The organism is Micromonospora sp. DT4 (genome assembly GCF_049841675.1).
GTDB lineage: Bacteria > Actinomycetota > Actinomycetes > Mycobacteriales > Micromonosporaceae > Micromonospora.
The window spans coordinates 1-22,922 of sequence record NZ_JBNCKT010000015.1 but is presented as its reverse complement, the minus strand read 5'-3'; the positions used below and the strand labels follow the sequence as shown (position 1 = coordinate 22,922).

At 68.5% G+C, this 22,922-nt stretch carries 19 protein-coding genes, 1 pseudogene and 1 riboswitch; of the genes and pseudogenes, 15 read left to right on the top strand and 5 right to left on the bottom strand.

Translation table 11 applies throughout. The features are described 5' to 3' along the window. The first annotated feature begins 286 nt into the window (after positions 1-286). Together ACLQ24_RS07475 and ACLQ24_RS07470 are read left to right on the top strand one after the other, a co-directional pair. Positions 287-3,151, top strand: coding sequence for an alpha/beta fold hydrolase (locus ACLQ24_RS07475; protein ID WP_425889900.1), 2,865 nt, complete (start codon positions 287-289; stop codon positions 3,149-3,151). After that, a complete protein-coding gene (locus ACLQ24_RS07470; protein WP_425889898.1) occupies positions 3,151-4,047 on the top strand; it encodes an ABC transporter permease in 897 nt (298 codons plus the stop codon). The genes ACLQ24_RS07475 and ACLQ24_RS07470 overlap by 1 nt, the downstream gene beginning before the upstream one ends. Before the next feature lie 124 nt (positions 4,048-4,171). Here the strand turns inward: ACLQ24_RS07470 and ACLQ24_RS07465 are convergent, their stop codons facing one another. The 3 genes from ACLQ24_RS07465 to ACLQ24_RS07455 form a co-directional block, all read right to left on the bottom strand. Beyond that, on the bottom strand, positions 4,172-5,725 hold the full coding sequence (locus tag ACLQ24_RS07465; protein ID WP_425889896.1) for a plasmid pRiA4b ORF-3 family protein: 1,554 nt from the start codon (positions 5,723-5,725) through the stop codon (positions 4,172-4,174). A gap of 21 nt (positions 5,726-5,746) precedes the next feature. Further along, positions 5,747-6,010, bottom strand: a complete 264-nt coding sequence (locus ACLQ24_RS07460; RefSeq protein ID WP_425889895.1) for a hypothetical protein — start codon at positions 6,008-6,010, stop codon at positions 5,747-5,749. 67 nt (positions 6,011-6,077) lie between these two features. Continuing rightward, complete coding sequence (locus ACLQ24_RS07455; RefSeq protein ID WP_425889893.1) at positions 6,078-6,581, bottom strand: hypothetical protein; 504 nt, start codon at positions 6,579-6,581, stop codon at positions 6,078-6,080. Between the two features lie 253 nt (positions 6,582-6,834). On the opposite strand from ACLQ24_RS07455, the gene ACLQ24_RS07450 reads away from it, so the two are divergent. The 12 genes and pseudogenes from ACLQ24_RS07450 (at position 6,835) to groL (ending at position 17,029) form a co-directional block, all read left to right on the top strand. After that, a complete protein-coding gene (locus ACLQ24_RS07450) occupies positions 6,835-7,068 on the top strand; it encodes a GntR family transcriptional regulator (RefSeq protein WP_425889892.1) in 234 nt (77 codons plus the stop codon). A gap of 167 nt (positions 7,069-7,235) precedes the next feature. Beyond that, on the top strand, positions 7,236-7,688 hold the full coding sequence (locus ACLQ24_RS07445) for a type I restriction-modification enzyme R subunit C-terminal domain-containing protein (protein ID WP_425889890.1): 453 nt from the start codon (positions 7,236-7,238) through the stop codon (positions 7,686-7,688). Positions 7,689-7,876: 188 nt separating this feature from the next. Next, positions 7,877-8,326: a DoxX family protein gene (locus tag ACLQ24_RS07440; protein ID WP_425889888.1), complete on the top strand. Its 450-nt coding sequence runs from the start codon at positions 7,877-7,879 to the stop codon at positions 8,324-8,326. Between the two features lie 73 nt (positions 8,327-8,399). Then, a complete protein-coding gene (locus ACLQ24_RS07435) occupies positions 8,400-8,681 on the top strand; it encodes a hypothetical protein (RefSeq protein WP_425889886.1) in 282 nt (93 codons plus the stop codon). 373 nt (positions 8,682-9,054) lie between these two features. Then, entirely contained in the window at positions 9,055-9,351 is a 297-nt protein-coding gene (locus ACLQ24_RS07430) for a hypothetical protein (protein WP_425889884.1), read from the top strand. Positions 9,352-9,371: 20 nt separating this feature from the next. Further along, positions 9,372-9,507, top strand: a riboswitch (SAM riboswitch). A gap of 10 nt (positions 9,508-9,517) precedes the next feature. Then, a complete protein-coding gene (thrC, locus tag ACLQ24_RS07425) occupies positions 9,518-10,804 on the top strand; it encodes a threonine synthase (protein ID WP_425889882.1) in 1,287 nt (428 codons plus the stop codon). A gap of 236 nt (positions 10,805-11,040) precedes the next feature. Next, the gene (locus ACLQ24_RS07420; RefSeq protein ID WP_425889880.1) at positions 11,041-11,211 is read left to right on the top strand and encodes a hypothetical protein; all 171 of its coding nucleotides are present in this window, start codon (positions 11,041-11,043) and stop codon (positions 11,209-11,211) included. 50 nt (positions 11,212-11,261) lie between these two features. Next, positions 11,262-12,935 (top strand): phenylacetic acid degradation protein PaaN, encoded by a 1,674-nt coding sequence (gene paaN / locus ACLQ24_RS07415; RefSeq protein WP_425889878.1) that lies wholly within the window; start codon positions 11,262-11,264, stop codon positions 12,933-12,935. Between the two features lie 196 nt (positions 12,936-13,131). Then, a pseudogene (locus ACLQ24_RS07410) lies at positions 13,132-13,224 on the top strand (GNAT family N-acetyltransferase); the annotation flags it as partial. A 328-nt stretch (positions 13,225-13,552) separates the two neighbouring features. After that, positions 13,553-13,756 (top strand): cold-shock protein, encoded by a 204-nt coding sequence (locus ACLQ24_RS07405; protein WP_124815530.1) that lies wholly within the window; start codon positions 13,553-13,555, stop codon positions 13,754-13,756. Positions 13,757-13,874: 118 nt separating this feature from the next. Further along, complete coding sequence (locus ACLQ24_RS07400) at positions 13,875-15,134, top strand: hypothetical protein (RefSeq protein ID WP_425889875.1); 1,260 nt, start codon at positions 13,875-13,877, stop codon at positions 15,132-15,134. Between the two features lie 272 nt (positions 15,135-15,406). Further along, positions 15,407-17,029, top strand: a complete 1,623-nt coding sequence (gene groL / locus ACLQ24_RS07395; protein WP_425889873.1) for a chaperonin GroEL — start codon at positions 15,407-15,409, stop codon at positions 17,027-17,029. 58 nt (positions 17,030-17,087) lie between these two features. Here groL and ACLQ24_RS07390 read toward each other — a convergent pair whose 3' ends face one another. Beyond that, complete coding sequence (locus ACLQ24_RS07390; protein WP_355242519.1) at positions 17,088-17,333, bottom strand: hypothetical protein; 246 nt, start codon at positions 17,331-17,333, stop codon at positions 17,088-17,090. A gap of 434 nt (positions 17,334-17,767) precedes the next feature. Between ACLQ24_RS07390 and ACLQ24_RS07385 the strand changes: the two genes are divergently transcribed. Further along, a complete protein-coding gene (locus tag ACLQ24_RS07385; protein WP_425889872.1) occupies positions 17,768-22,567 on the top strand; it encodes a hypothetical protein in 4,800 nt (1,599 codons plus the stop codon). Positions 22,568-22,569: 2 nt separating this feature from the next. On the opposite strand, the gene ACLQ24_RS07380 is transcribed toward ACLQ24_RS07385, so the two are convergent. Beyond that, positions 22,570-22,922, bottom strand: a 353-nt coding sequence (locus tag ACLQ24_RS07380) for a transposase family protein (RefSeq protein ID WP_425889870.1), incomplete at its 5' end; no start/stop codon positions are given.

The following is a 22,922-nucleotide window of genomic DNA, read 5'->3' as shown; positions in this document are numbered from 1 at the left end:
GCCCAGGCGGGCCGGTCGGTTGCGGCCAAGTCAGGTTTGCGTCAGCTCGAGCGATGTCACCGTTCGTCAGGGTTCCGGGCACGCTGTGTCCCACTCCTAGGTGTGACATGAAGGGATCGAGGGGGATATCCGTGAAAGATCGGAATTCACGGAATCCGAACTCAACTCACTGACCAGCGCCGGAAGATGCTCGGTCGCACCGGACCGGATCACCGATCGGGGCAACCGGACGGACGTACGGCGGATCTCAGCCAACGCTCAGGCTGCGAGCCGTACCGTGTGCCGCATGAGATCGCCGTCGCCGGCCGCGTGGTTCCGGCGTGCCCTTCGCACCCGCCGTCGCATGATTGCCGCGGCGGTGGTCGTCGTGCTGCTGGCGGTCGCCGTCGGTTGGGCGGTGTGGCCGCAGGGACCGGGCGTACGCACCCGGAGCGCGATGCTCACCGTCCGCTCCGGACCGTCCGGTGACCAACCCGTGGACCTGGACACGACCCTCTACCTCCCGCCCGACGCGTCGTCCGGCCGGAAGGTCCCCGCGGTCCTGCTCGCGCACGGTTTCGGTGGCACCAAGGAGTCGGTGCGTTCGGACGCCGAGGAGTTCGCCGGACGCGGGTACGCGGTGCTCACCTGGACCGCACGGGGCTTCGGCCGCAGCGGCGGCGAGATCCACCTGGACAACCCGGACTACGAGGTGCGCGACGCCCAGCGGTTGTTGGACTGGCTGGCCGCCCGCCCCGAAGTGCGTACCGACGCCCCCGGCGATCCGAAGGTCGGCGTGGTCGGCGGCTCGTACGGCGGTGGCCTGGCCCTGTTGCTGGCCGCCCAGGACCGCCGGGTGGACGCGATCGTCCCCATGATCACCTGGAACGACCTGTCGCGTGCCTTCCTGCCGGAGAGCGCCGGCGGCGCGCCGACCGAGGGCGTGTTCAAGAAGGGCTGGGCCGGCCTCTTCTTCGATGGAGGCGGCAACGTGGGCAGCGGCCCGGCCGGGCTCTCCGGTACGACCGCAGCCCAGCCCGAAGGGGCACCCGCGTCCGCCGGCCCACCGAGCCCGGGGCCGGGCACCGGCCCCGGAACCGCGCCCGGTGGCCTCCCGGCCGGCGCCGCCGACCCGTCCTGCGGGCGGTTCGCCGCCGACGTCTGTGCCGCGTACCTGCGGATCGCCACCACCGGCCGGGCCGACCAGGCGGCCGTGGACGTGCTGCGCCGGTCCAGCCCGGCGGGTGTGCTGGACCGGATCAAGGCCCCCACCCTGCTGGTGCAGGGCGAGGCGGACACGCTCTTTCCCCTCGGCGAGGCGGACGCGAACGCCGAGGGCATCGCCGCCACCGGCACCCCGGTGCGGGTCGCCTGGTTCACCGGCGGCCACGACGGAGGCACCGGTCCCCGCTCCGATTCGGACCGGGTGAAGTTCCTGACCGTCCAGTGGCTCGACCACTACGTCAAGGGCGAGGGGGACGCCCCTGGCGACGACTTCACCTGGTCGCGGATCGCCGGCTTCGACGCCCTCGACCGGGGTCTGGTCGCCACCGGTTTCCGCCGCGCCGGCTACCCGGGCCTCACCGGTAACGCCCGCCGGGAGGTGGAGGTCGCCGGTCCGGCGCAGCCGATCGCGAACCCGCCGAACGGCAACCCGGCCGCCATCTCCTCGATCCCGTTCGCCGGTGGCCTCGCCTCGCTGCTCGACGGGGTGGCCGGCGACATCCCCGGCCAGCACGCCCGCTTCGAGTCGGCACCGCTGACCGAGGCCGTGGACGTGGCCGGCGCGCCCACCGTGACCGTGCGGGCCGCCTCGCCGACCGGGGAGGCGGTGCTCTTCGTCAAGCTCTACGACGTCGACAAGGACGGCGCGGCGACCCTGCCGAACGGGTTGGTCGCCCCCATCCGGCTCACCGGCCTGCCGCAGCGGGTGCAGGACGCCCGCCCGGTCACCGTGACGCTGCCCGGGATCGTCCGCCGGATCGAGGCGGGGCACCGCCTGCGGCTGGTGGTGGCCAGCTCCGACCAGGCGTACACCACGCCTGCCGCGCCCACCGTCTACACGGTCGCCGCGGACGGCGCGGTCACCCTGCCCACTGTCGACGGCGAGCCCATCCCCACCGCCGCGACCGTCTGGCGCTGGGTGCTCGCCGGCCTGCTCGCCGCCATCCTGCTCGGGCTCGTCGTGGTCGTCGCCGTGGTGCGCCGCCGACACCGTCGCCAGGACCGGTCGGTGCATCCGGAGTACGCGGACACGCCGCTGGCCGTGCGCGCGCTGCGCAAGGAGTACGCGGACGGCTTCGTGGCGGTGTCGAACGTCGGCTTCGAGGTGCACCCGGGCCAGGTGGTGGGCCTGCTGGGGCCCAACGGCGCGGGTAAGACCACCACCCTGCGGGTGCTGATGGGGCTGACCCAGCCGACCGCCGGGGAGATCTATGTCTTCGGTCGACGGCTGGTGCCCGGCTCGCCGGTACTCTCCCGCATCGGCGCGCTGGTGGAGGGGCCGGGGTTCCTGCCGCACCTCTCCGGCCTGGCCAACCTGAGGGCGTACTGGCGGGCCACCGGGCGACCGGCCGAGGACGCGCACTTCGACGAGGCGTTGGAGATCGCCGGGCTGGGCGACTCGGTGCACCGGAAAATCAAGAACTACAGCCACGGCATGCGGCAGCGGCTCGCCATCGCCCAGGCCATGCTCGGCCTTCCCGAGCTGCTGGTGCTGGACGAGCCGACCGATGGGCTCGACCCGCCGCAGATCGCCGAGATGCGCCGGGTCCTGCAGCGGTACGCCACCGACGGTCGGGCGGTGCTGGTCTCCAGTCACCTACTGGCCGAGGTGGAGCAGACCTGCACGCACGCCGTGGTGGTGAACAAGGGCCGGATCGTGGCGTCCGGGCCGGTGCAGGAGATCGTGGGCGAGTCGCCGAGCGTGCTGTTCGACGTCACCGATCCGGAGGCGGCGCGGGCGGTGCTCGACCGGCTGCACGGCGTACGGGTGCTGCCGGAGAGCGACGGGCAGTTGGTCGTCGACACCAACGGCACGGCTCGTAGCGAGGTGGTGGCCGAGCTGGTGCGCGCCGGCATCGGAGTGGACCGGGTGGTGCCCCGGCGGCGCCTGGAGGACGCGTTCCTCGCCCTGGTGGGCGAGAACTCTCGGGGAAGCGGTGACCGGTGATGGCTGGATCTTCCGTCGAGGCGCCGGTGGGCGTCACCGATCCGGCCGGCGCGGCCCTCGGCTACCGGCCGTCGGCCACCATGCCCTTCGCGGCGGAGTTCCGCCGGCAGGCGTCCCGGCGGCGGACCCAGCTCGCGCTCGGCTTCATGGTGCTGCTGCCGCTGATCATCCTGATCGCCTTCCAGTTCAACTCCGGCGGTGACGACGACAACGGCAACAACGAGTTCGCCAGCCTTGTCGACCTGGCCACCTCCGGCGGGCTCAACTTCACCCTCTTCTCGATCTTCGTATCGGCGTCGTTCCTGCTGGTGGTGGTCGTCGCGCTGTTCTGCGGCGACACGGTGGCCAGCGAGGCGAGCCGGGGGAGCCTGCGCTACCTGCTGGCCATTCCGGTGCCCCGGGCACGGTTGTTGACGGTGAAGCTGGTGGTCGCGCTCGCGTACTCGGGTCTGGCCCTGGCGCTGTTGGCCGGCACCGCCCTGCTCGCGGGCACCCTGCGCTACGGCTGGTCGCCGCTGCGCAGCACGGTGGCCGCCGAGCTCGAACCGGGCGAGGGGCTGCTCCGCCTGCTGGCGGTGCTCGGCTACCTGGCGGTCGTACTCCTGGTGGTGGCCGGCCTGGCGTTCCTGCTGTCGGTGACGACGGACGCCGCGCTGGGCGCGGTCGGCGGAGCGGTGCTGCTGTGGATCCTGTCCAGCATCCTGGACCAGATCATCGCCCTGGGTGTGCTGCGGGACTTCCTACCCACCCACTTCAGCACCGCCTGGCTGGGGTTGCTCTCCACACCGGTGCAGACCGACGACGTGGTACGCGGCGGCATCTCGGCGATCAGCTACGCGACGCTGTTCTGGGGGTTGGCGTTCTGGCGCTTCACCCGCAAGGACATCACGTCGTAGCCTCCCGCCAGGCGCTGACCCCGATCCGGCCGGAAGCGAGCACGGTCACGGTGATCAGCGGACCCAGGGTGTCGGTGTTGATAAACCGCTTCCGGCCGTTGATCTTTTCCCCAGCGTCGTAGCCCTATCGTGACCCTCCGGTGAGAGCTTGGGTGATCTCGGCGGCGTCGAACCGGGCCGGCTGAAAGTCGGCGGCCGAGGCCAGGCCGAGCCATTCCAACCGATCGCCGTGCTCGGGGTGGCTCGGGTCGCCCAGCACCTCGACCAGTTCGGCGTAGCCCCAGACGCCGCCGCAGTCCTCTGGTGGCGCGGCCCGGCGACCCCCCGTGCACCTCGGGTACGCGACGGGCTGCCGGTCCAGCACCTTCTCGACCGTGATCTCGTGCGTCCAGCTGTCGCCGAAGTCGTACGTGTAGCGCAGCCGGTCACCGACGCCGGGCGCGACCTGTTCCAGGGTCACCGGGGCTTCGGCGCGGTGACTCAAATCCCGGTCGGCGACGCCGAAGTCGCCGTACGGCGTCTCGAAGACGTGCAGGTGCGAGTCGTCCCAGTCGAAGGCCACCTGGATGATGTCGTGCAGGTCGGCAAGGCTGGTGTCGGCGGGCACTTCCAGCCGCCGCCAGATCGGCGGCTTCGCCCCCCGCAAACCCACCTTGAGCTGGTAGATGGGCGCGGCCGGGCCGGACTTCCTCCGCTTCGCCGGCAGTTTCCGCCCGCTGGTGGCCCGCCGTGAGCGGGTCTGGATCTGCGCTGCCTGCGCGGCGATCTGGGAGATCATCTCCAGCAGGTCGAGGGTGGGCTGGCGGCTATCGCCGTCATGCCGCACTGGTGGGCGCGTCGGCTCGGGCAGCGTGCGAATCCGGGCCCGCAGCAGCAGCGCCAACGTGTGATAGTCGGGCCCGTCCTCGTCGTCGGACTCGTCGTCCAATTCCGACGGGTCGAGGTCCCGGTCGTGGTCGGCGCGGGCGTCGAGGGCCCGTTCGACCTGCCACCGGCACTCGGCCGGGTCCAACAACTGCTCGGCGATCGTCGGACCGGCCTGACCGACGTCCTGCCGAATCGTGGTGACTACCTCGTCCATCGCGTCAGCGGGGAAGAGCACGATGTCGGCCGCCGCGTCACAGTCGAGGTGGTCGACGTGGATGACGAACCCGTACGAGCGTCCGGCCCGCTCGAAGACGCTGACGAGTATCGACGCGTCGCCCGCCGGGTCGGCGAACCGTCGACACGGGCCGACCCGCACGGGCTGGCGCAGCTCGCCGGCCCAACCCGGGGCGGCCACGCCCGCGTCCATCAGCCGCTGGCCGGCGGCCCCGGCGACGGTGCCCTCGCGGACGGAGTCGATCGCGAGCAGCACCGCGAGCGCTTCCGGCGTGCCGACCGCGGCGACGGCCGGCAGTATGCCCTCGTCGAGGGCCTTGATGAAGTCCTCGCCGGCGAGGTCACCGGCGGAGAGGAACGTCGCGGCGAACAACTCGGCCTCGATCGGGTCATCCGCCTTGACCAGGTTGGCGCCCTCGTCAACCAGATCGTCGATGAAGCTCTGCGGATCGAAGTCCGCATCCGAGCAGGCCGGGCAGTCGCACTGGACCGGCTCGACGGGACGGGCCCGGCGCACTACCTGCTGGCCCGAGCGGCTGGACCTGGCGCGTTTACGACGGCGGCTCTCGTTACTCATCAGAGCATGCTTTCACGGCGGTCAGGAATGGACCACACATGACCCGCCGGGGTGGTCTGCGGGCAGGGTGCAGCGGGCGCCGCCGGGCAGCCGGTGGTCGCACCAGACGCGGGTACGCACGAACTGGCGGTCCTCCTCGCTCAGCGTCGTCTCACCGAAGTCGATGGCGGTGACGTGCCCGAGCGAGTCACGTAGCGCCTCGGCCAATGCCCGCGCGCCGTCGACGCTGGTCAAGGTCGTAGGTAGGTGCACGATCCAGCGCGGCGGTACCTCGTACTCCGTCATGACTTTTCCCTTGGCTCGGGCGGCGCCGGGACGGGCGCGACCGGCCAGCACCCGTCCCGGGCCGGCCTCAAATGGTCGCTCCGGACAACCCCTCGGTGTACGACGTGAGCGCCTCGACGGCCGCCGTCAGGCTCTCGGCCATCAGGTCGAGCTGTTCGGCGGCGCGGGACCACTGCCCGCTCGCCGCCTCCGCGGCCAGGTCGGGCTGACCGGCGTCGGCGAGCTGCTGCCGAGCTGTGGTGATCCGCGCCGGAAGCTGACCGACCCGCGCGGCGGCGGCATTGAACTGGTCGCGGGCGGTGTCCAGCACCTCGACCAGGTCACCGATGCTGGGCTGACCGGCCGCCGTACGTAGCCGGCTCACACCGTCGCTGAGCTGCCGCTCCGCGTCGCCGGCCAGGTCGAGCGCGTCGTCTCCGCGACGCCGCGCGTGCCGGATCGCCGGGTGGGCGCAGCCGGCGCTGGTCCGCTCCAACAGGACGGTCGCGGCGGCCACCGCCAGGTACGTCTCGCGCACCTCGCCGGCCACCTGGTCGATTTCCCAGGCGGCGCTCGCCTCGGTCACGGTCATCGTTGAGCCTCCTCGTGCGGTCGTCGGGGTGCCGGGGCAGCGCGACAACCAGCCCGGATGGGGGACATCCGAGCCGTCCTGCGCGCTGCCCCGGCAGTCCGGGCGTACACCCGGAGGGACGAAGCTCCTGCTGCCGAGCGAGGAGGTTCGCAGCTCCGACAGTAGGTGTCTAAGTTATCTACGTCAACATCGAAGTTGTAGGTAACTAAGTTGGCGTGTTGCAATGGTTGGGCCGAGCGAGGAGTGCTACCTGATGCCCAACCGCATTGCCGACTACATCCGTGTCGTGAACACCATCACCACGCAGATCGACGAGGGTGAGCTGGCCCCTGGGGACAAGCTGCCCACCTATGCGCAACTGGCCGAGCAGTACAAGATCAGTGTCACGACGGCCCAGCAGGCGCTGCGGATTCTCCGCGAGCGCGGCTTGGTGGAGGGGCACCAGGGCAAGGGCACCTACGTCGCCGAGAAGCCCGAGAGCGTATAGATCAGATCGAGCGTAGATAGCCCCGAAGGCTGTCCATCGACAGGTGCAGCAGTGTGCGCGCTTCCTGCACCGATCGGCGAGCACCAGTCGGTTGGCCTCCGATCCGTTGCAGGACTGCCGGACTCGCGCCTGCGAGTACCGTCATCAGCGATGCCGGGCTGGAGCGGATGCTCGGCGAGAGCGGCGTTGGCGACAAGCAGGACATCGACCAAGCCCGGCGGGCTTCCGAGGGCCTGGGGCTGTTCATCCGCACCTTGACCGGGCTCGACAGGGCGGCGGCTCAAGAGGCGTTCAGCGAATTCCTGATCGACCGCACACTCAACGGCGCCCAGCTCGACTTCATCAACCTGATCATCAACGACCTGACGATGAACGGTGTCATGGAACCGGGGCGCCTCTACGAGTCCCCGTTCAACGGCGTCGCCCCGCGCGGTCCCGAGGTGCTGTTCTCCAACGATGATGCCGACCGCATGGTCTCGATCCTCCGGTCGATCAAGTACAAGCCATCTCGGCGAGCGAGGTGGCGTAGCGACCGAGTCGCCGCACTGGTGGCAGCCGCTTGCCCCACATTCGGGGCAGCTCGACAGGGTGTACGGGTACTACGCCAGCCGGTACGTTGAGGGTTCGGGAGCGCTCCCAATGCGCGAAGGCCACCGCTGCGGGCGGATCAAATCAGGGCAAATGCGGCCCAGGTGATCGCGCTCCGAGTGCTCCCGCCGGGGATTTTCCCACCATCAAGGATGTTATTAACATCGATGCCTTGAGGCCCCATCATGGGAGAGATCTGTCCCCTTCGATGGAGGTCTCCATGAACGTCTCTCGGCTCGGCGGGCCGACCCTCTCCCTGTTCCGCATCGTGATCGGCCTGCTGTTCACGCTGCACGGCCTCTCCTCGGCCTTCGGGTTGTTCGGCGGCAACCCGATGACTGGCAAGGCGGTACCGCTCGGCACCTGGCCGGGCTGGTGGGCCGCCCTGATCCAGCTCATCTGCGGCGCGCTGGTGCTGGTCGGGCTCTTCACCCGACCCGCCGCGCTCCTCGCGTCCGGCTCGATGGCGTACGCCTACTTCGTCGTGCACCAGCCGGACGACCTGCTGCCGCTACGTAACGGCGGTGAACTGGCAGCCCTCTTCTGCTGGTCGTTCCTGCTGGTCGCGACGCTCGGCTCGGGCCCGTGGGCGCTCGACGCGCTGCTGTTCCGGCGTCGCGCCGACGCGCCGGCGCCGTCGATGGCCGAGCCCAGCCCGGTAAACGCCTGACCGCACCCGTAACGCGCGTCGCCGGAGCTTCGGTGAATCGGCTTCGGCGACGCGCTTGTCACAGTCGCGCAAAGTGGAGCCGAGAAGTTCGCGGGCCGATGGGCTGCCGTCCGTTACCCGTTCAACTAGCCAGCAAAGCCGGTGCTGGGAAGCCCGCCGGGCGTTGGCGCATGACCTCCGCGATCGTGGTTTCGCCGGAAAGTCCGAGGTCGCCCAGTGGTCGGGCCTCAACGTCAAGATCCTCGGCGTTGGTGAGATGAAACGACCACAGGAGCTCGTCAGCTACGTTGCACACCACTACCGCTGCATCGCCGGACGGATGAAATTGCATGGAAAGATCATGAAGGGTGTCTGAGGGAACCGCGGCGATGAAGAGGATCGATGACGTTTTCAGGCATTTTTCAGCACCTCCCTGGCTTCCTCGGGGGTGAGCCCGACCTGTTGTACCAGTATGACGCCGACCGTGCGCGGTGAGACGGTGGATTTGTCATGGAAGGCAAACGTGATCGGCGGGCGGCCATGGCTAACTGAGCGCATCTCACGGGCATCACACCACCCCGTTTTGGCGACACTGCCCTGTCTTGTCTATGCGAGTGGGCGGGGAGTGAGGACCGCGTCCGGAGGCCGGGGTAGAGCGTGTCCACCTCGTCGCGGCGCAGTCGGACCAGGCGGCTCGTGCCGGCGGCCCGGGTGCGGGTCAGGCCGGCCTCGCGCAGCACCTTGAGGTGGTGACTTCGGGTCACCTTCGAGACGCCGAAGTCGAAGCTGCCGCACGCGGCCTCGCCGCCGTCGTCCTGGTCGCCATCCTGCTGCTCCGTGAGGGATCGGCCGCCGTCGGATGGCAGCACGCGCCGGCCGCTGCCGACCTCGTGGCGGTCGCTCCGCAACTGGCGTACGCCGTGCTCGTCGCCGCCCCGGCCGACGGCGGTCACCGATCCCGTCGCGGTGGTCTACCCGGTGACGGTGGCCTCCCGCTGACCCACTTGCTGGGATGCCCGGTGGAGGCGCCGGGCAACGTTGCCTAGACTCGACGGCACAACTGCATACCTCATCCAGAGGGGCTGAGGGATACGGCCCGACGACGCCCCGGCAACCACCCCGCGCGCTCACTGCTGAGCGACCGGCGGGGCAGGTGCCAATTCCGTCCCCGCCGCACCGTGCGATGCGGGGAAAGATGAGAGGACTCTCGCCATGACGTCGACGCTCGCCGCCTCCGGCATCGACACCTCCGCCAGCCCCGCCCGCGCCCTCGTCTGCCGCGCCTGTTCGGCCCGCTACCCGCTCGCCGCCCAGCACGCCTGTTACGAGTGTTTCGGTCCGCTGGAGGTCGACTACGACACCGCGGCCCTGGCCGCGGTCACCCGCCAGCAGATCGAGGCCGGCCCGAACAACATCTGGCGGTACGCCGCGCTGCTGCCTGCCGGGCAGGACCCGGCCACCCGTGTCACCCTCGATCCGGGGCTGACCCCGCTGGTGGCGGCGCCGCACCTCGCCGCCGAGCTGGGCATCACCGCGCCGCTCTGGGTCAAGGACGACAGCGCCAACCCGACCCACTCGTTCAAGGACCGGGTCGTCTCGGTGGCGCTGACCGCCGCGAAGGCGCTGGGGTTCACCCGGTTCGCCTGCGCCTCCACCGGCAACCTGGCCAACTCGGTGGCCGCGCATGCGGCCCGCGCCGGCGTGCCCTCGATCGTCTTCATCCCCTGCGACCTGGAGCAGGGAAAAATCATCACCACCGCGGTGTACGGCGGCGAACTGGTCGCCATCGACGGCTCGTACGACGACGTCAACCGGCTCTGCGGTGAGCTGGTGGAGACCGACGAGTTCGAGGACACGGCGTTCGTCAACGTGAACGTCCGGCCGTACTACGCGGAGGGCTCCAAGACCCTCGGCTACGAGGTGGCCGAGCAGCTCGGTTGGCGGATTCCGGCCCAGGTGGTCATCCCGATGGCCAGCGGCGAACTGCTCACCAAGATTGACAAGGCGTTCTCCGAGCTGGTCGAGATCGGCCTGGTGGAGGCCCCGGCGGGCGGCTGGAAGGTCTTCGGGGCGCAGTCGGCCGGCTGCAACCCGATCGCGGCGGCCCTGCACGCCGACACCGATACGATCACCCCGGTCAAGCCCACCGGCATCGCCAAGTCGCTCAACATCGGCGACCCGGCCGCCGGCCTCTACGCCCTGGAGGCGGTGCGCCGCACCGGCGGTTGGATGGAGTACGCCGAGGACGACGAGATCCGCGCCGGCATCCGCGACCTGGCCCGTACCACCGGCGTCTTCGCCGAGACGGCGGGCGGCGTGACCGCGGCGGTGCTGCGCAAGCTGGTCGAGTCCGGTCGGCTCGACCCGACGGCGGAGACGGTCATCTTCAACACCGGCGAGGGTCTGAAGACCATTGACGCGGTGGCCGCCCAGGTCGGCCCGACCCACCAGATCAAGCCGTCCCTGCGTGCCGCCCGCGACGCGGGGCTCCTGGGCTGAATCCGCCCGGTGACTGGGTTTTCGCTGTGAGTGTGGAAAACCCGCCGCTCAGGACTTGACGGCAGGAACCGGACGGCGCAAGATGCTCCGTGCGGGAGGGCATTTCGCCGAAGACTTTTGAAGTTCTTGCGACCCAACGCCGGAGGCGTTGTGCGAATGTCCCTCCCGACCACGTCCGACAGGGCCAGCGAATAATCGCTGGCCCTGTCGCTTTTGCTCCTGCCAGGCTCACCCGCATGAGCATCACGATCGCGCCGTTCGACGGCACCGACCGGGCCGCGGTCGACGAGGCGTACCGGATCGGCGCGGCGGCCACCGAGGCCGACCTGCCCGACCTCCCGCCGTCCTGCCGGCAACGCTTCGACGCCCAATTCCACCCCCCGATGCCCGGCACCCGCTCCCTCTGACGGGTCTGCGCCCCTACTGTTCGCGGAGCTCCGTCATGCATGATGGCGGCATGACGGAGACCCCGCATCCCCTGTACGACAGGCACGCCGACACCCTCAACCGTGCGCTGGCCGCGATCACGGAGCGGGGCTACTGGTCCGCCTATCCCGAGTCCCCCAGCCCCCGCGTGTACGGCGAGACCGCCGCCGCCGACGGCAAGGCCGCCTTCGAGGCGTACCTCGGTGGTGATTTTCCGCTCGACCAGCCGGGCACCGGCGGGCGGATCGCCACCGAGACGAGCCCGTTCGGGGTCGACCTGGCGGTGCGTTACCCGCACGCCGGCACCGACGAGCTGGTCGCCGCCGCCTCCGCCGCGCTGCCGGCCTGGCGCGACGCCGGTCCGCAGGCCCGGGTGGGCGTCTGTCTGGAGATCCTCGACCGGCTGCACAAGCACATCTTCGAGCTGGCCAACGCGGTGCAGTTCACCAGCGGGCAGGCGTTCGTGATGGCCTTCCAGGCCGGCGGCGCGCACGCGCTGGACCGGGCGCTGGAGGCGCTGGCGTACGCGTACGCCGAGATGACCCGGCACCCGGGCACCGCCGGCTGGGAGAAGGCCGCCGGCAAGGGCGACCCGCTGCGGATGACCAAGACGTTCCACGTGGTGCCGCGTGGCGTGGCGCTGGTGATCGGGTGCAACACGTTCCCGACCTGGAACTCGTACCCCGGGCTGTTCGCCTCGCTGGTCACCGGCAACCCGGTGATCGTGAAGCCGCACCCGCGCGCGGTGCTGCCGCTGGCGATCACCGTGAAGTACGCGCGGGAGGTGCTGGCCGAGGCCGGCTTCGACCCGAACCTGGTCCTGCTGGCCGCCGAGGCGCCCGGCGAGAAGCTCGCCAGCGACCTGGCCCTGCACCGGGCCGTCAAGATCGTCGACTTCACCGGCTCCACCGAGTACGGCGACTGGTTGGAGACTCACGCCCGGCAGGCATCGGTCTACACCGAGAAGGCCGGCCTGAACACGGTGGTCATCGACTCGACCGACGACTTCGCCGGCATGTGCCGCAACCTCGGTTTCACGCTGACCCTCTACAGCGGTCAGATGTGCACCACCTCGCAGAACATCCTCATCCCGGCCGGGGGCATCGAGACCGATCAGGGGCACAAGAGCTTCGACGAGGTGGCCGGCGGGATCGCCGCGGCGGTCGGCAAGCTCACCGCCGACCCGGCCCGGGGCGTCGAGCTGACCGGCGCGATCGTCAACGAGGGGGTGCTGGAGCGACTGGCCGAGGTGACCAAGGTCGGCTCGCCCGTGCTGGAGTCGCGGACGGTGGCCCACCCGTCGTACGCCGACGCGGTGGTGCGTACCCCGACGATCGTGAAGCTGACCGCCGGCGACGCGGACACGTACGGCCGGGAGTGGTTCGGGCCGATCTCGTTCGCCATCGCGACCGACTCCACCGCGCACAGCCTGGAGCTGCTGCGCAAGACCGTCGGCGAGAAGGGCGCGCTGACCGCCGGGGTCTACTCGACCGACGAGGCGGTGCTGGACGCCACCGAGGCGGTCGCCGTCGAGGTCGGGGTACACCTGTCCTGCAACCTCACCGGCGGTGTCTTTGTGAACCAGTCGGCGGCCTTCTCCGACTTCCACGGCAGCGGCGCCAACGCGGCGGCCAACTCGACCCTGACGGACGGAGCGTACGTGGCGAACCGCTTTCGCATCGTGCAGTCCCGCCGCCCTGTCTGACTGGTTGTGGTTAGGGGTTTCCGGGGCAGCCCGCCCCGCTCCGGGCGGTCAGGCTTGATCCCCGCGCGGGGCGGGCTGCCCCGGAAACCCTCACGTGGACGCGGTTGTCGCTGACGTTGCGGCCTTAGGACATCACCGGGGTTCTGCCCTGGGACGGGCTCACTTGTTCAGCCCCGGATCGTTCGGACAACGAGTTGCCGCCCGGGTGGCGTACACGTCGACCGGTCCCCACAACGCGCAGTTCGTCGCGGACCCGGGCGGTCGGCTCGTCGGGCACGCCGGCGGAACGGTCGCTCGCCGTTGGCCTTCCTGGAGACGTTGGCGGACGCCGCGGCCCGACCGGCCTACCACAGGGGCGGATGCGCACCGCGATACACGGCGGCCAGATCGCCTACATCCGGCCAAAGGCAACCATCGTCATGAATCAGTCAGCGCGGTCGAGGCGCCCTGGTCCATGCCCGATTTGTGGTCGTGCGCGACCGTCACTCCTCGTGTAGCGTGCGATTTCGATCACCTCTTTCAGCGGTCGTCGTCGATCGCCGGAGCGGTGGTCCGAGGGCGTCCGGCCGTGCCGGCGTCCGGGCAGGCAACGCCGCGCAGAGTGAGGGAAGTGCACCGTGGCACAGGGTTCCGTGAAGTGGTTCAACGCCGAGAAGGGCTACGGCTTCATCGCCGTGGACGGCGGTCAGGACGTGTTCGTCCACTTCTCCGCGATCGAGATGGACGGCTACAAGGCGCTCGACGACGGCCAGCGGGTGGAGTTCGAGATCGCCCAGGGCCAGAAGGGTCCGCAGGCGGAGCACGTCCGCGTCATCGGCTGACCGATTCCCCGATCTGCTCGCCGGCGGTTCCCCCCGATCGGCTGGCGAGTCGGGGCTGCGGCGCGGACGCCCGCCCGGGAAGATCGTGAACCGTTCCAGCCGATGCTGAGGAGGGTTCATGACCGACCAGACGCCGCCACCCGCCACGCCCTCCGGGCCGGGTGAGCCGGGCCCGTCCGACCCCACCCCACCCGCCGAAGGCTCCGGCACGCCGGCCGAGTCCGGTGCGGCCCCGGGCATGCCGCCTTCGTCCGGCGCGGCCCCGGGCGTGCCGGCCGAGTCCGGCGTCGCGATGCCTCCCGTCGGCGTACCGCCGCAGGGCTGGAACCCCGCGCCGGGAGCCTGGAGTCCGCCCGTCGGTCCGCCGCCGGGCTGGGACCCCGCGCAGGGAGCCTGGGGTCAGCACGCCCCGCCGCCGCAGGGCTGGACCTCGCCTCCGGTCGGCGGCTACCCGCCGGGGGCTGGTCCCTACGGCGGACAGCCGTGGTACCCGGGGGCGCCGGTCGGCTGGTACCCGCCGGGTTACGGCCTCGACCCGAACGACCCCCTGGTCACTCCGCCCGGTGCCGGCATCGGTGCCTGGTTCGAGCGGTTCTGGGGCGCGCTTCGCCGGGGCTGGCGGCAGTTGGTGCCGATCATGCTGCTCACGCAGGTGTTGCCGGCGGCGGTGCTCTCGGTCATCTCGTTCGGTGTGGACCCGTCGCCCGGCTGGGAGGCGCAGGCCGAGACGAACCCGTCGGCCGGGTTCCCGGACAACTTCGCCACCGGCCTCTTGACCCTCGTCGTCGTGCTGGTCGGCGGCAGCCTGGTGATCGGCCTGGTGCAGGCGCTGGGCTGGGCCGCGGGCAGTTGGGTGATCACCCAGCAGGCGGCCGGCCGGCCCGCCCGCCTCGACGCGGCGCTGCGGTACGGGCTGCGCCGGGCGCTCGGCGCGTGGGGCTGGACTCTGCTGGTCAGCCTGCTCATCGGCGTCGGAATCTGCTTCTGCGTCCTGCCGGGCATCTACCTGGCGTTCGCGTTGAGCATGGCCGGACCGGTCTACCTGTTCGAGCGGGACAACCCGATCGGCCGGTCGTTCCGGATGTTCCACGACCGGCTCGGGATGCTGCTCGGGCGGGTGGCGCTGGTGGGTGTGGCGGTGATCATCGGAACCCTGGTTCCCAGCTTCCTGGAATCGGCCGGCACCACCGCGCTCGGCACGGATCCGTTCGCGTCCCCGGGCACCGCCGTCGGGGTGGTGGCGGTCATCGGCCTCGCGGCGGTGTTGGCCCTGCCGGCGCACCTCGTCCAGTTGGTCGGTCTGCTGATCACGTACGCGGAGCAACGCGCTCACGAAGGGCCCGTGAACGGGGCCACACTGGCCGCGGAACTCGGCTGACCGGGCTCATCGTGCTTGCACTCGGCAGGTGAGAGTGCTAAACAAGTCATTGGCACTCGCATACCGTGAGTGCCAATGGTCGGGACGGTGGGGCCTGGTTGTGCCGGTGTGGAGACGCCGGGGCAGCACATGGCCGGTCGTCGCGGGCTATCCGGCCCGGCCGAAGGACGTCGTCGTCGCCAGGTGGCGACGTCCCAAGGTGCGTACACCAGGCGGCCCATCCGGGGCACACATCTCGGGTGGCCCGTGAGTGTCCAGGAGGACAACGCCGTATGGCCAAGATGATCGCGTTCGACGAAGAGGCTCGCCGTGGCCTCGAGCGGGGCATGAACCAGCTCGCTGACGCCGTAAAGGTGACCCTCGGCCCCAAGGGCCGCAACGTCGTGCTCGAGAAGAAGTGGGGTGCCCCCACCATCACCAACGATGGTGTGAGCATCGCCAAGGAAATCGAGCTCGAGGACCCGTACGAGAAGATCGGCGCCGAGCTGGTCAAGGAGGTCGCGAAGAAGACCGACGACGTCGCCGGTGACGGCACGACGACGGCGACCGTCCTGGCCCAGGCCCTGGTTCGCGAGGGCCTGCGCAACGTGGCGGCCGGCGCCAACCCGATGGCCCTGAAGCGGGGCATCGAGGCTGCGGTCGCGAGCGTCTCGGAGGAGCTGTCCAAGCTCGCCAAGGACGTCGAGACCAAGGAGCAGATCGCCTCCACCGCCTCCATCTCCGCTGGTGACACCAGCGTCGGCGAGATCATCGCCGAGGCGATGGACAAGGTCGGCAAGGAAGGCGTCATCACCGTCGAGGAGAGCAACACCTTCGGGCTGGAGCTGGAGCTCACCGAGGGTATGCGCTTCGACAAGGGCTACATCTCGGCCTACTTCATGACCGACCCGGAGCGCATGGAGGCCGTCTTCGACGACCCCTACCTCCTGATCGTCAACAGCAAGATCTCGTCGGTGAAGGACCTGCTTCCGATCCTGGAGAAGGTCATGCAGGGCGGCAAGCCGCTGCTGATCATCGCCGAGGACATCGAGGGCGAGGCCCTGGCCACCCTGGTCGTCAACAAGGTCCGGGGCACCTTCAAGTCGGTCGCCGTCAAGGCGCCGGGCTTCGGTGACCGCCGCAAGGCCATGCTCGCCGACATCGCCATCCTCACCGGTGGTCAGGTCATCAGCGAGGAGGTCGGCCTCAAGCTCGACGCCGTCGGCGTCGACATGCTGGGCCGCGCCCGCAAGGTCGTGGTGACCAAGGACGAGACCACCATCGTCGACGGTGCCGGTGACGCCGAGCAGATCCAGGGCCGGGTCAACCAGATCCGGGCCGAGATCGACAAGAGCGACTCCGACTACGACCGCGAGAAGCTGCAGGAGCGGCTGGCCAAGCTGGCCGGTGGCGTTGCGGTGATCAAGGTCGGCGCGGCCACCGAGGTCGAGCTCAAGGAGCGCAAGCACCGCATCGAGGACGCCGTTCGCAACGCGAAGGCGGCCGTCGAGGAGGGCATCGTCCCGGGTGGTGGCGTCGCGCTGGTGCAGGCCGGCAAGACCGCCTTCGACAAGCTGGACCTGGTCGGCGACGAGGCGACCGGTGCCAACATCGTCAAGGTGGCGCTGGACGCCCCGCTGCGGCAGATCGCCGTCAACGCCGGCCTCGAGGGCGGCGTCGTGGTGGAGAAGGTCCGTAACCTCGAAGCGGGTCACGGCCTCAACGCCGCCAACGGCGAGTACGTCGACCTGCTGGCCGCGGGCATCATCGACCCGGCCAAGGTGACCCGTTCGGCGCTGCAGAACGCGTCGTCGATCGCCGCGCTGTTCCTCACCACCGAGGCCGTCGTCGCGGACAAGCCGGAGAAGACCCCGGCTGCCCCGGCTGGCCCGGGTGGCGGGGACATGGACTTCTGAGTCCAGTTCCGACACACCGAACGGGGCGGGCCGCTGACGCGGTCCGCCCCGTTCGTCGTCAGGTGGGCAGTGGACGCTGGTTGCGGCGCTTCTGCGCCCGGTCGTACGGCGGCAGCAGTTGGATCGGCGCGTCCACCATCTCCTGCGGCTCCTCGGTCGCCGGCTGACCGTCGGTGGTCATCTCGGCCAGTTGCTCGGCGTCGCCGTAGTCCAGTCGGTCGAACGGCAGTTGGCCGGGCAGCTCGCCGACCGGTTTCCAGGTGATCGGCGGGCCGTCCTCGGTCTGGTCGTCATCCGTGGTCATGGCTGCCTCCTCTACCAAAACGGTAGGGGGCGTCGATGCCCGACGCGGGGCAAACGGACTCGTGTAACATTTGTGATTTATGTCTTCGCCGTCCCATGGGTCGCAGATGGTGGATTGGTGCACGGCGGTGAGCGCGGGCCATCAGCGCCGTCCGCCGTACCCGTAAGTACCCGCGACCAGATCTACGTGCCCGCCATGTTCTGTGCTTCGCCTATCGCATAGTGTGACGAACAGAATCCGGATCGGAGCCAGCATCATGCCCAAGCGGGCATTCCCTCATCAGTGACCCCCTGATCGCATGAGGGCTGCCCGTGAGGGAGTTTTCGCTGGATATGTGGGTGGGAAGTGGTGGAGTGGCGGACTTCAGGGGTCTGGATTGTCCTGAGTTGCTGTTGACGTGGGTACCTTCCGGTATGCATTGGGGGCAGGGCCCGGTGCTGCCTGAGGTGCTTTCGGCGCCACCGGTTGCGGGTCTGCATCTGGTGCACCTGGATGCCGGGCCGATCGGGTCCCCGGTGGTGGATGTGTTGTTGGCGCAGCCGGTGGATGTGGCGGCGCGGGCGATAATTGTCCCGCCGATGTCGGTTGGTGCCGGGCTGGCTGTGGTGGGGGCGCTCGCTCGGGCTGACACGGTGCGCTTGCCAGTGCGGCTGCCCGGTCAGGCTCTGGCTGGTGAGGATCTGGCCAGTTTGGACCCGGAGCGGGTGGTGCCCCTGGGTGTCCAGGGGCGCTCCGCCGACTTGGCCAACGCGGATTACGTGCTGGTCCTGCCGGAGCGCCATCTGATCGCTGAATATCCCGCCAGCCCCATCGGCCTCGGCGTGACGCAGACGGCGGCGGGCACGGAGATGCCGTGGGCGGTGCGGTGGATCGGTAAACGGGCCGAGGTGGGCCTGCCGCAGCCGACCGTCAACGCGCGCTTCGGTCACCTCAGCGGCGTTGTTGGGCTCGCGACGCCGGTTGGCGCGATCCTGCCTGTCGACGGGGGAGTCATCGGGTTGTGGCGTGAACTGGCCGGCTTGACGCCCGGCCAAGCCATGCTGGTACAGGTTCGCAGCGGCGAGGAAGGGTCCACCGCGAGCTTGGTGGCGATCCGGTCATCGGACGGGATCGCCTTGCTTCATGACACCTCGTCGGGTGTGCGAGCCGCGACCCTGCCCCGGCATCCGACCGCACTCGGCATCGCTCCGGCGATCGTGCCGTTGGAGGCGATGGCCAATACGGGCGTCGCGATAAGTGTTGTCCACCGACGTGCTGTGAGTGTGTTGGCTGAGAACGGATCGACCAGGGAGATTGCCCTCGGGACTCCTCCGACCCAAGCGGCGATCATGGACCGGTTGTCCCAGGTCAATCCATGGTGGTCGCTCGGTAAAATCTTCAGGTCCAACTGCGTGTTAGCTGCGCAAGGCGTCGAGATGATGTTGGCGGAGCGGGGTGCCCTTCGGGTGCAGGTGCCGCCGTCGGAGCCAATGCGGCTGACCGATCTGGTGAACTTCGCGAACGACGCCGGGCGTGGTGTCGCGATACCCGAAGGTGGTTTCGGTTTTGTTCACACGACTGTTGGTGCGGTGCGGCGGGCGTTGGACACGGCCGCTGTGTGGGACGAGCGGGGATTCGTGGCAGTGCCAGGCCCGTCTGGTTCGCCGCGTCATGTCGTAAACGCGGTGCGGCTGGAACATGGGCCGGCGCTGCTCGACGGGCAAGTCGGTCACGCCGTCACGATCGAGGATGACACGCCGGTGTGGTTCCTGCCGCTGACCGAAGGCATCAGAGTCGATGGTCCAGCCGTCGCGGCGGCGGATCTGGGGGCCGAGCAGGCGGGAGCGGCAGGAATTGAGGTCGAGACAGAGACGGCTCTCGAGCCGCCAGCGGGCCTGACAGAAGATCAAATCTGGGGGCTCGGTGTCTTGGCTGAAAGCCCGAACGCGAAGATCGTCATTGACAGACGCGAGGGAGATTGGATCTTCGAGGCCGTCACATTTCCGGCGAGGATGTCGCAGCGGGAGGCGATCGGTCGCGTTTCGGTGGACGCCGCCATCGCCGACGTGCGGCAGGCGATCGATGCTCTCGCCGGTGGTGCGGGCAAGTCTCTCGAGGAGGCGTTGCGAAGCACAGCCTTCACGGTGACCGCAGCCGGGGAAGGCGTGACAGTCCTCGATACTGATCAATTTCCGGATTCGGGATTCTTCTACACGCAATACACCGTGGGTGTGCCGCTGGTGCAGCTTTTCTGGCTCATGTTGGAGGAAACTTCCAGGTTTCCCACGGAAGAACTCACTGAAAGCGAGGTGCGTAGTCAGCTCCACCACACTTCGGCACTCGGTTTCGCCGCAACGGTCGTCCGTGAATATGACGGCATCGAACGCGACCTCTCGAAATACGAGACATTAGAGGAGCTCGCGTATGGCTCGGACATGAACAGCACTTCGCTGGCCGGTTTCATTGCACTGGCGTACACGCAAGTGGCCGCTGCGATCTCCGGCGAAGCATTTGAGAATCTGCCGAAGAACAACACGATGATCGCTAGCCGCACTGCGCTAGCCGCCGTCCGGCGGGGCCTTCCTGGCGACACCCGTCTTTGGGTAGAGTCACGCGCGGACGATCTTGCTTATCGAATTGTGGCGGATTACGTTTCCAGAATGGTTGACGGCACGGCGGGCCAGGTCGGCGGCTCTCCGGCTAGGGTCCGATGGTTCCTCGACTCGTCTCTCGAAATGACCGATGGCTCTGGGACATACCGGCTCCGCGAGTACCTCGCGAGCATCTTCGCGGTGGGGGCCCCGCTGCTCGACCAGAACCAGGTCCTCGAGGTCCGCACCCACATGCTCACGCTCGATGACGGGCACGGACAGTTGGAAGCTATGCCGCTCGTCGTCCTGGAGCTGCGCCACCATCACCCGTTCTATCCCACTCTCGACGAGGTCGAAGCCGAGTTCCGAACCCTCGCCGGTCGCCTCGGTGAGCGAATGGATCAGTTGCTGGATCGGATCGAGTCCCGCGCCGGCGGCGCCCCCACAAAGGGGCGGTATCGCGGCGTGGAGCCGGTGGTGGTGCCTGTGCTGGCGATTACGGATGCAGCCGATTTGTCGAAAGTGCTCGATTCGGTAACCGGGCCGGTGGGTACGGTGTCCGTATCTGATCCCTTGATCGATCCTGCCTCGTGCGTGATGTTGCTGAGCGAGGCGATGGGGCATCTGTTTCCGCAGCGGTGGTTGCGTGACGTGAAAGGTGGTGAACTGGCGGGGCTGAGACACGTTTTGCCGCAGGCGGTGCGTACGGTTGACGACTCGGTGTTGGATCGACGGCAGAGAAGCCGTCTGGTCGGCGGCGCTGATCTTGTCTCTTTCACGTCGTGGAAGCAGTTGGAGGCACGGCTTGAGCAGGCCGGCACCGGTGCGGGGTCGAGTACGGCGTTGATTCTGGTCCAGCGCAGCTCCCATGTTGGACACGCGATTGGGGCGCACCGGTTCGCGAATGGTGATGTTGTCTACTTCGACTTGCAGCGTGAGCGTGGCAAGCGGGTGCTGGCAGGTCGGCCGGCGCTGAGCCCGACGCGGGCGTCGGCTGTCATCCTGAACGAAAGCGGTCGTGAGGTCCCGGTGGCGCGGGAGGGGGTGCCGTCGCTGATCGAGGCTTTGATCGATCCGGCCGCCGACCACCGCTTCGGAGCGGTGGGGTTCGAGGCCGAGACACGGGCGAAGTTGAACGTCACCGATCCTGGAATCTATGTGCTTGCCTGGTCGAAGCATCTGAGCGTCCACCTCGATCATGACGCGGACGGCAACTCGATTATCGAGCTCGTCACTAAGCCTTTCAACTTGCTGAACGGAGAGGACGGTCACTCCGATCGCAGCGCTGTGGTCAACGCTTTCGCGAACGAGTTCGAGCGGCTGACAAGAATTGAGCCGGGTGTCACCATCGCGGAGCATTTCAGCGAAGAGCGCGGCTTTGCCACCGAAGGAGCTGCCGACTTCCGTGTCGTTTCGCCGCACCGACCGGATGAAACATATGTTCAGTTTACGACTGGAGTCCCCTTGGCGGGGATCTATGGCCTCATGGAGTTTGCCGAAAGGCGGGGCGAAAGTCGACTGGGTGGTATTCCTGCCGAACTGTCCCGTCGGGCACGTGCGTTCAGTGACGAGGTGGTAAAGCTGTATGTCGGGCACGACAATCTTCTCGATTGGCAGCGCGACGTCGAGACCATGGCGCTGCGGGGGTTCATGGCGTCAGTGACTGCCCAGGTGTTGGCACCGGTAGCCCTGCAGTCCTATAAGACTTCGGTCCTGACAGTGCACAAGAACATGCTCCTTGTGGCGTCCCGGGCGGCGCCGGCCGTCATGCGCCGTTCCCTGCCTCCCAAGGTCCAGGATTTCCTCGAGGAAAACGTAGCGCTGGTGTCGGCCATGCTGGCCGAGCGCATGATGGAGTACCCTTTTGTCAGGCGGTGGTATTTCGACGGCGGTGCTGACAGCGCAGTAATGGACATGCTCAACGAGGGGATCGACAACGCACTCCTGCCGGAAGAGCCGGGAAGCGAGACCCGCAACCAATATGAGTTGATCAGCATGCGCACGTATTTCGATGAGCTGGACGCCGCTCCGGAGGGCGGGTTGGCTCTCGTGCCGCAAGAATTGCGAATGTTCGGCAAGAGGCGTATTGGTCCAAATGAACTGGCAAGGTGCCTCGAACTTGTCGAAGCAGAGTCGAAGCGACTCAACGAGACGGCGCGAGCCATTCTCCACCAACCCTTTATCGAGGACCGCGACGAACCGTGGAAGGTTGATTTCGAGCCTGGCCAAAGCGACCTTTCTCCGCTTCAAGTCAGACGCGTCGCTGCTCTCGCCTATCAGATCGCCAAGGCGACGGCCCGAGACCTTGCGTCGGGCCGCAGCACGCGAAACATTACTCGGCTTATCGTCAATGATGCCGGAGACCCGGATGAGCGACAGGCGCGAATAGCTAACGTTATGACCGCCCTGCGAGAAGAACTCCCAGCGCGGTTGGATGGGTTCGGCGTCGCCTATAACGCCATTTCGTTCAGGGCGAAAATTGTCGACGGAGATTGGCTGCGCCACCTCGCGACCGGCAACCCAACTCTCTTTCATGAACACATAGACACTGTCTCGATCCAGATCGTACGTGTGCTGGACGACGACCGCGGTTTGGAACCGGCCGGGCTGACGTTGGATCGCGGCGAGGGCGAGCAGTGGTCTTCTGATGGCTCACCGAGGTGATCTCAGCGACTTTCAGGTAGGTATTTGTACTCGAAGTGAGTCAGGTGCAGCGCGGCGGCGACGATGTCGCCGATTCGGCGTGGGCTGATGTTCGTGTGGCGTAGCGTCTTCCAGCGTCCGACCAGGATCGCGAAGCCGCGTTCTCCTTGCCAGCGCAGGCCGCGTAGCAGTCGGTTGTAGGCGCGGTTGTCGGGTGCGAGCCGGTTGCCGTCGGCGGGCTGCTTGATCGGGGTCTTGATGCCGTGGCCTGTGCTTTCGTAGCCGGAGTCGGCCAGGGTGGGCAGGTCGAGTTCGGCGGCGGACCAGTTCAGAGCGGCGGTGACGCCGAGTTCGCGGGCGCAGCTGGTGTCGTGCA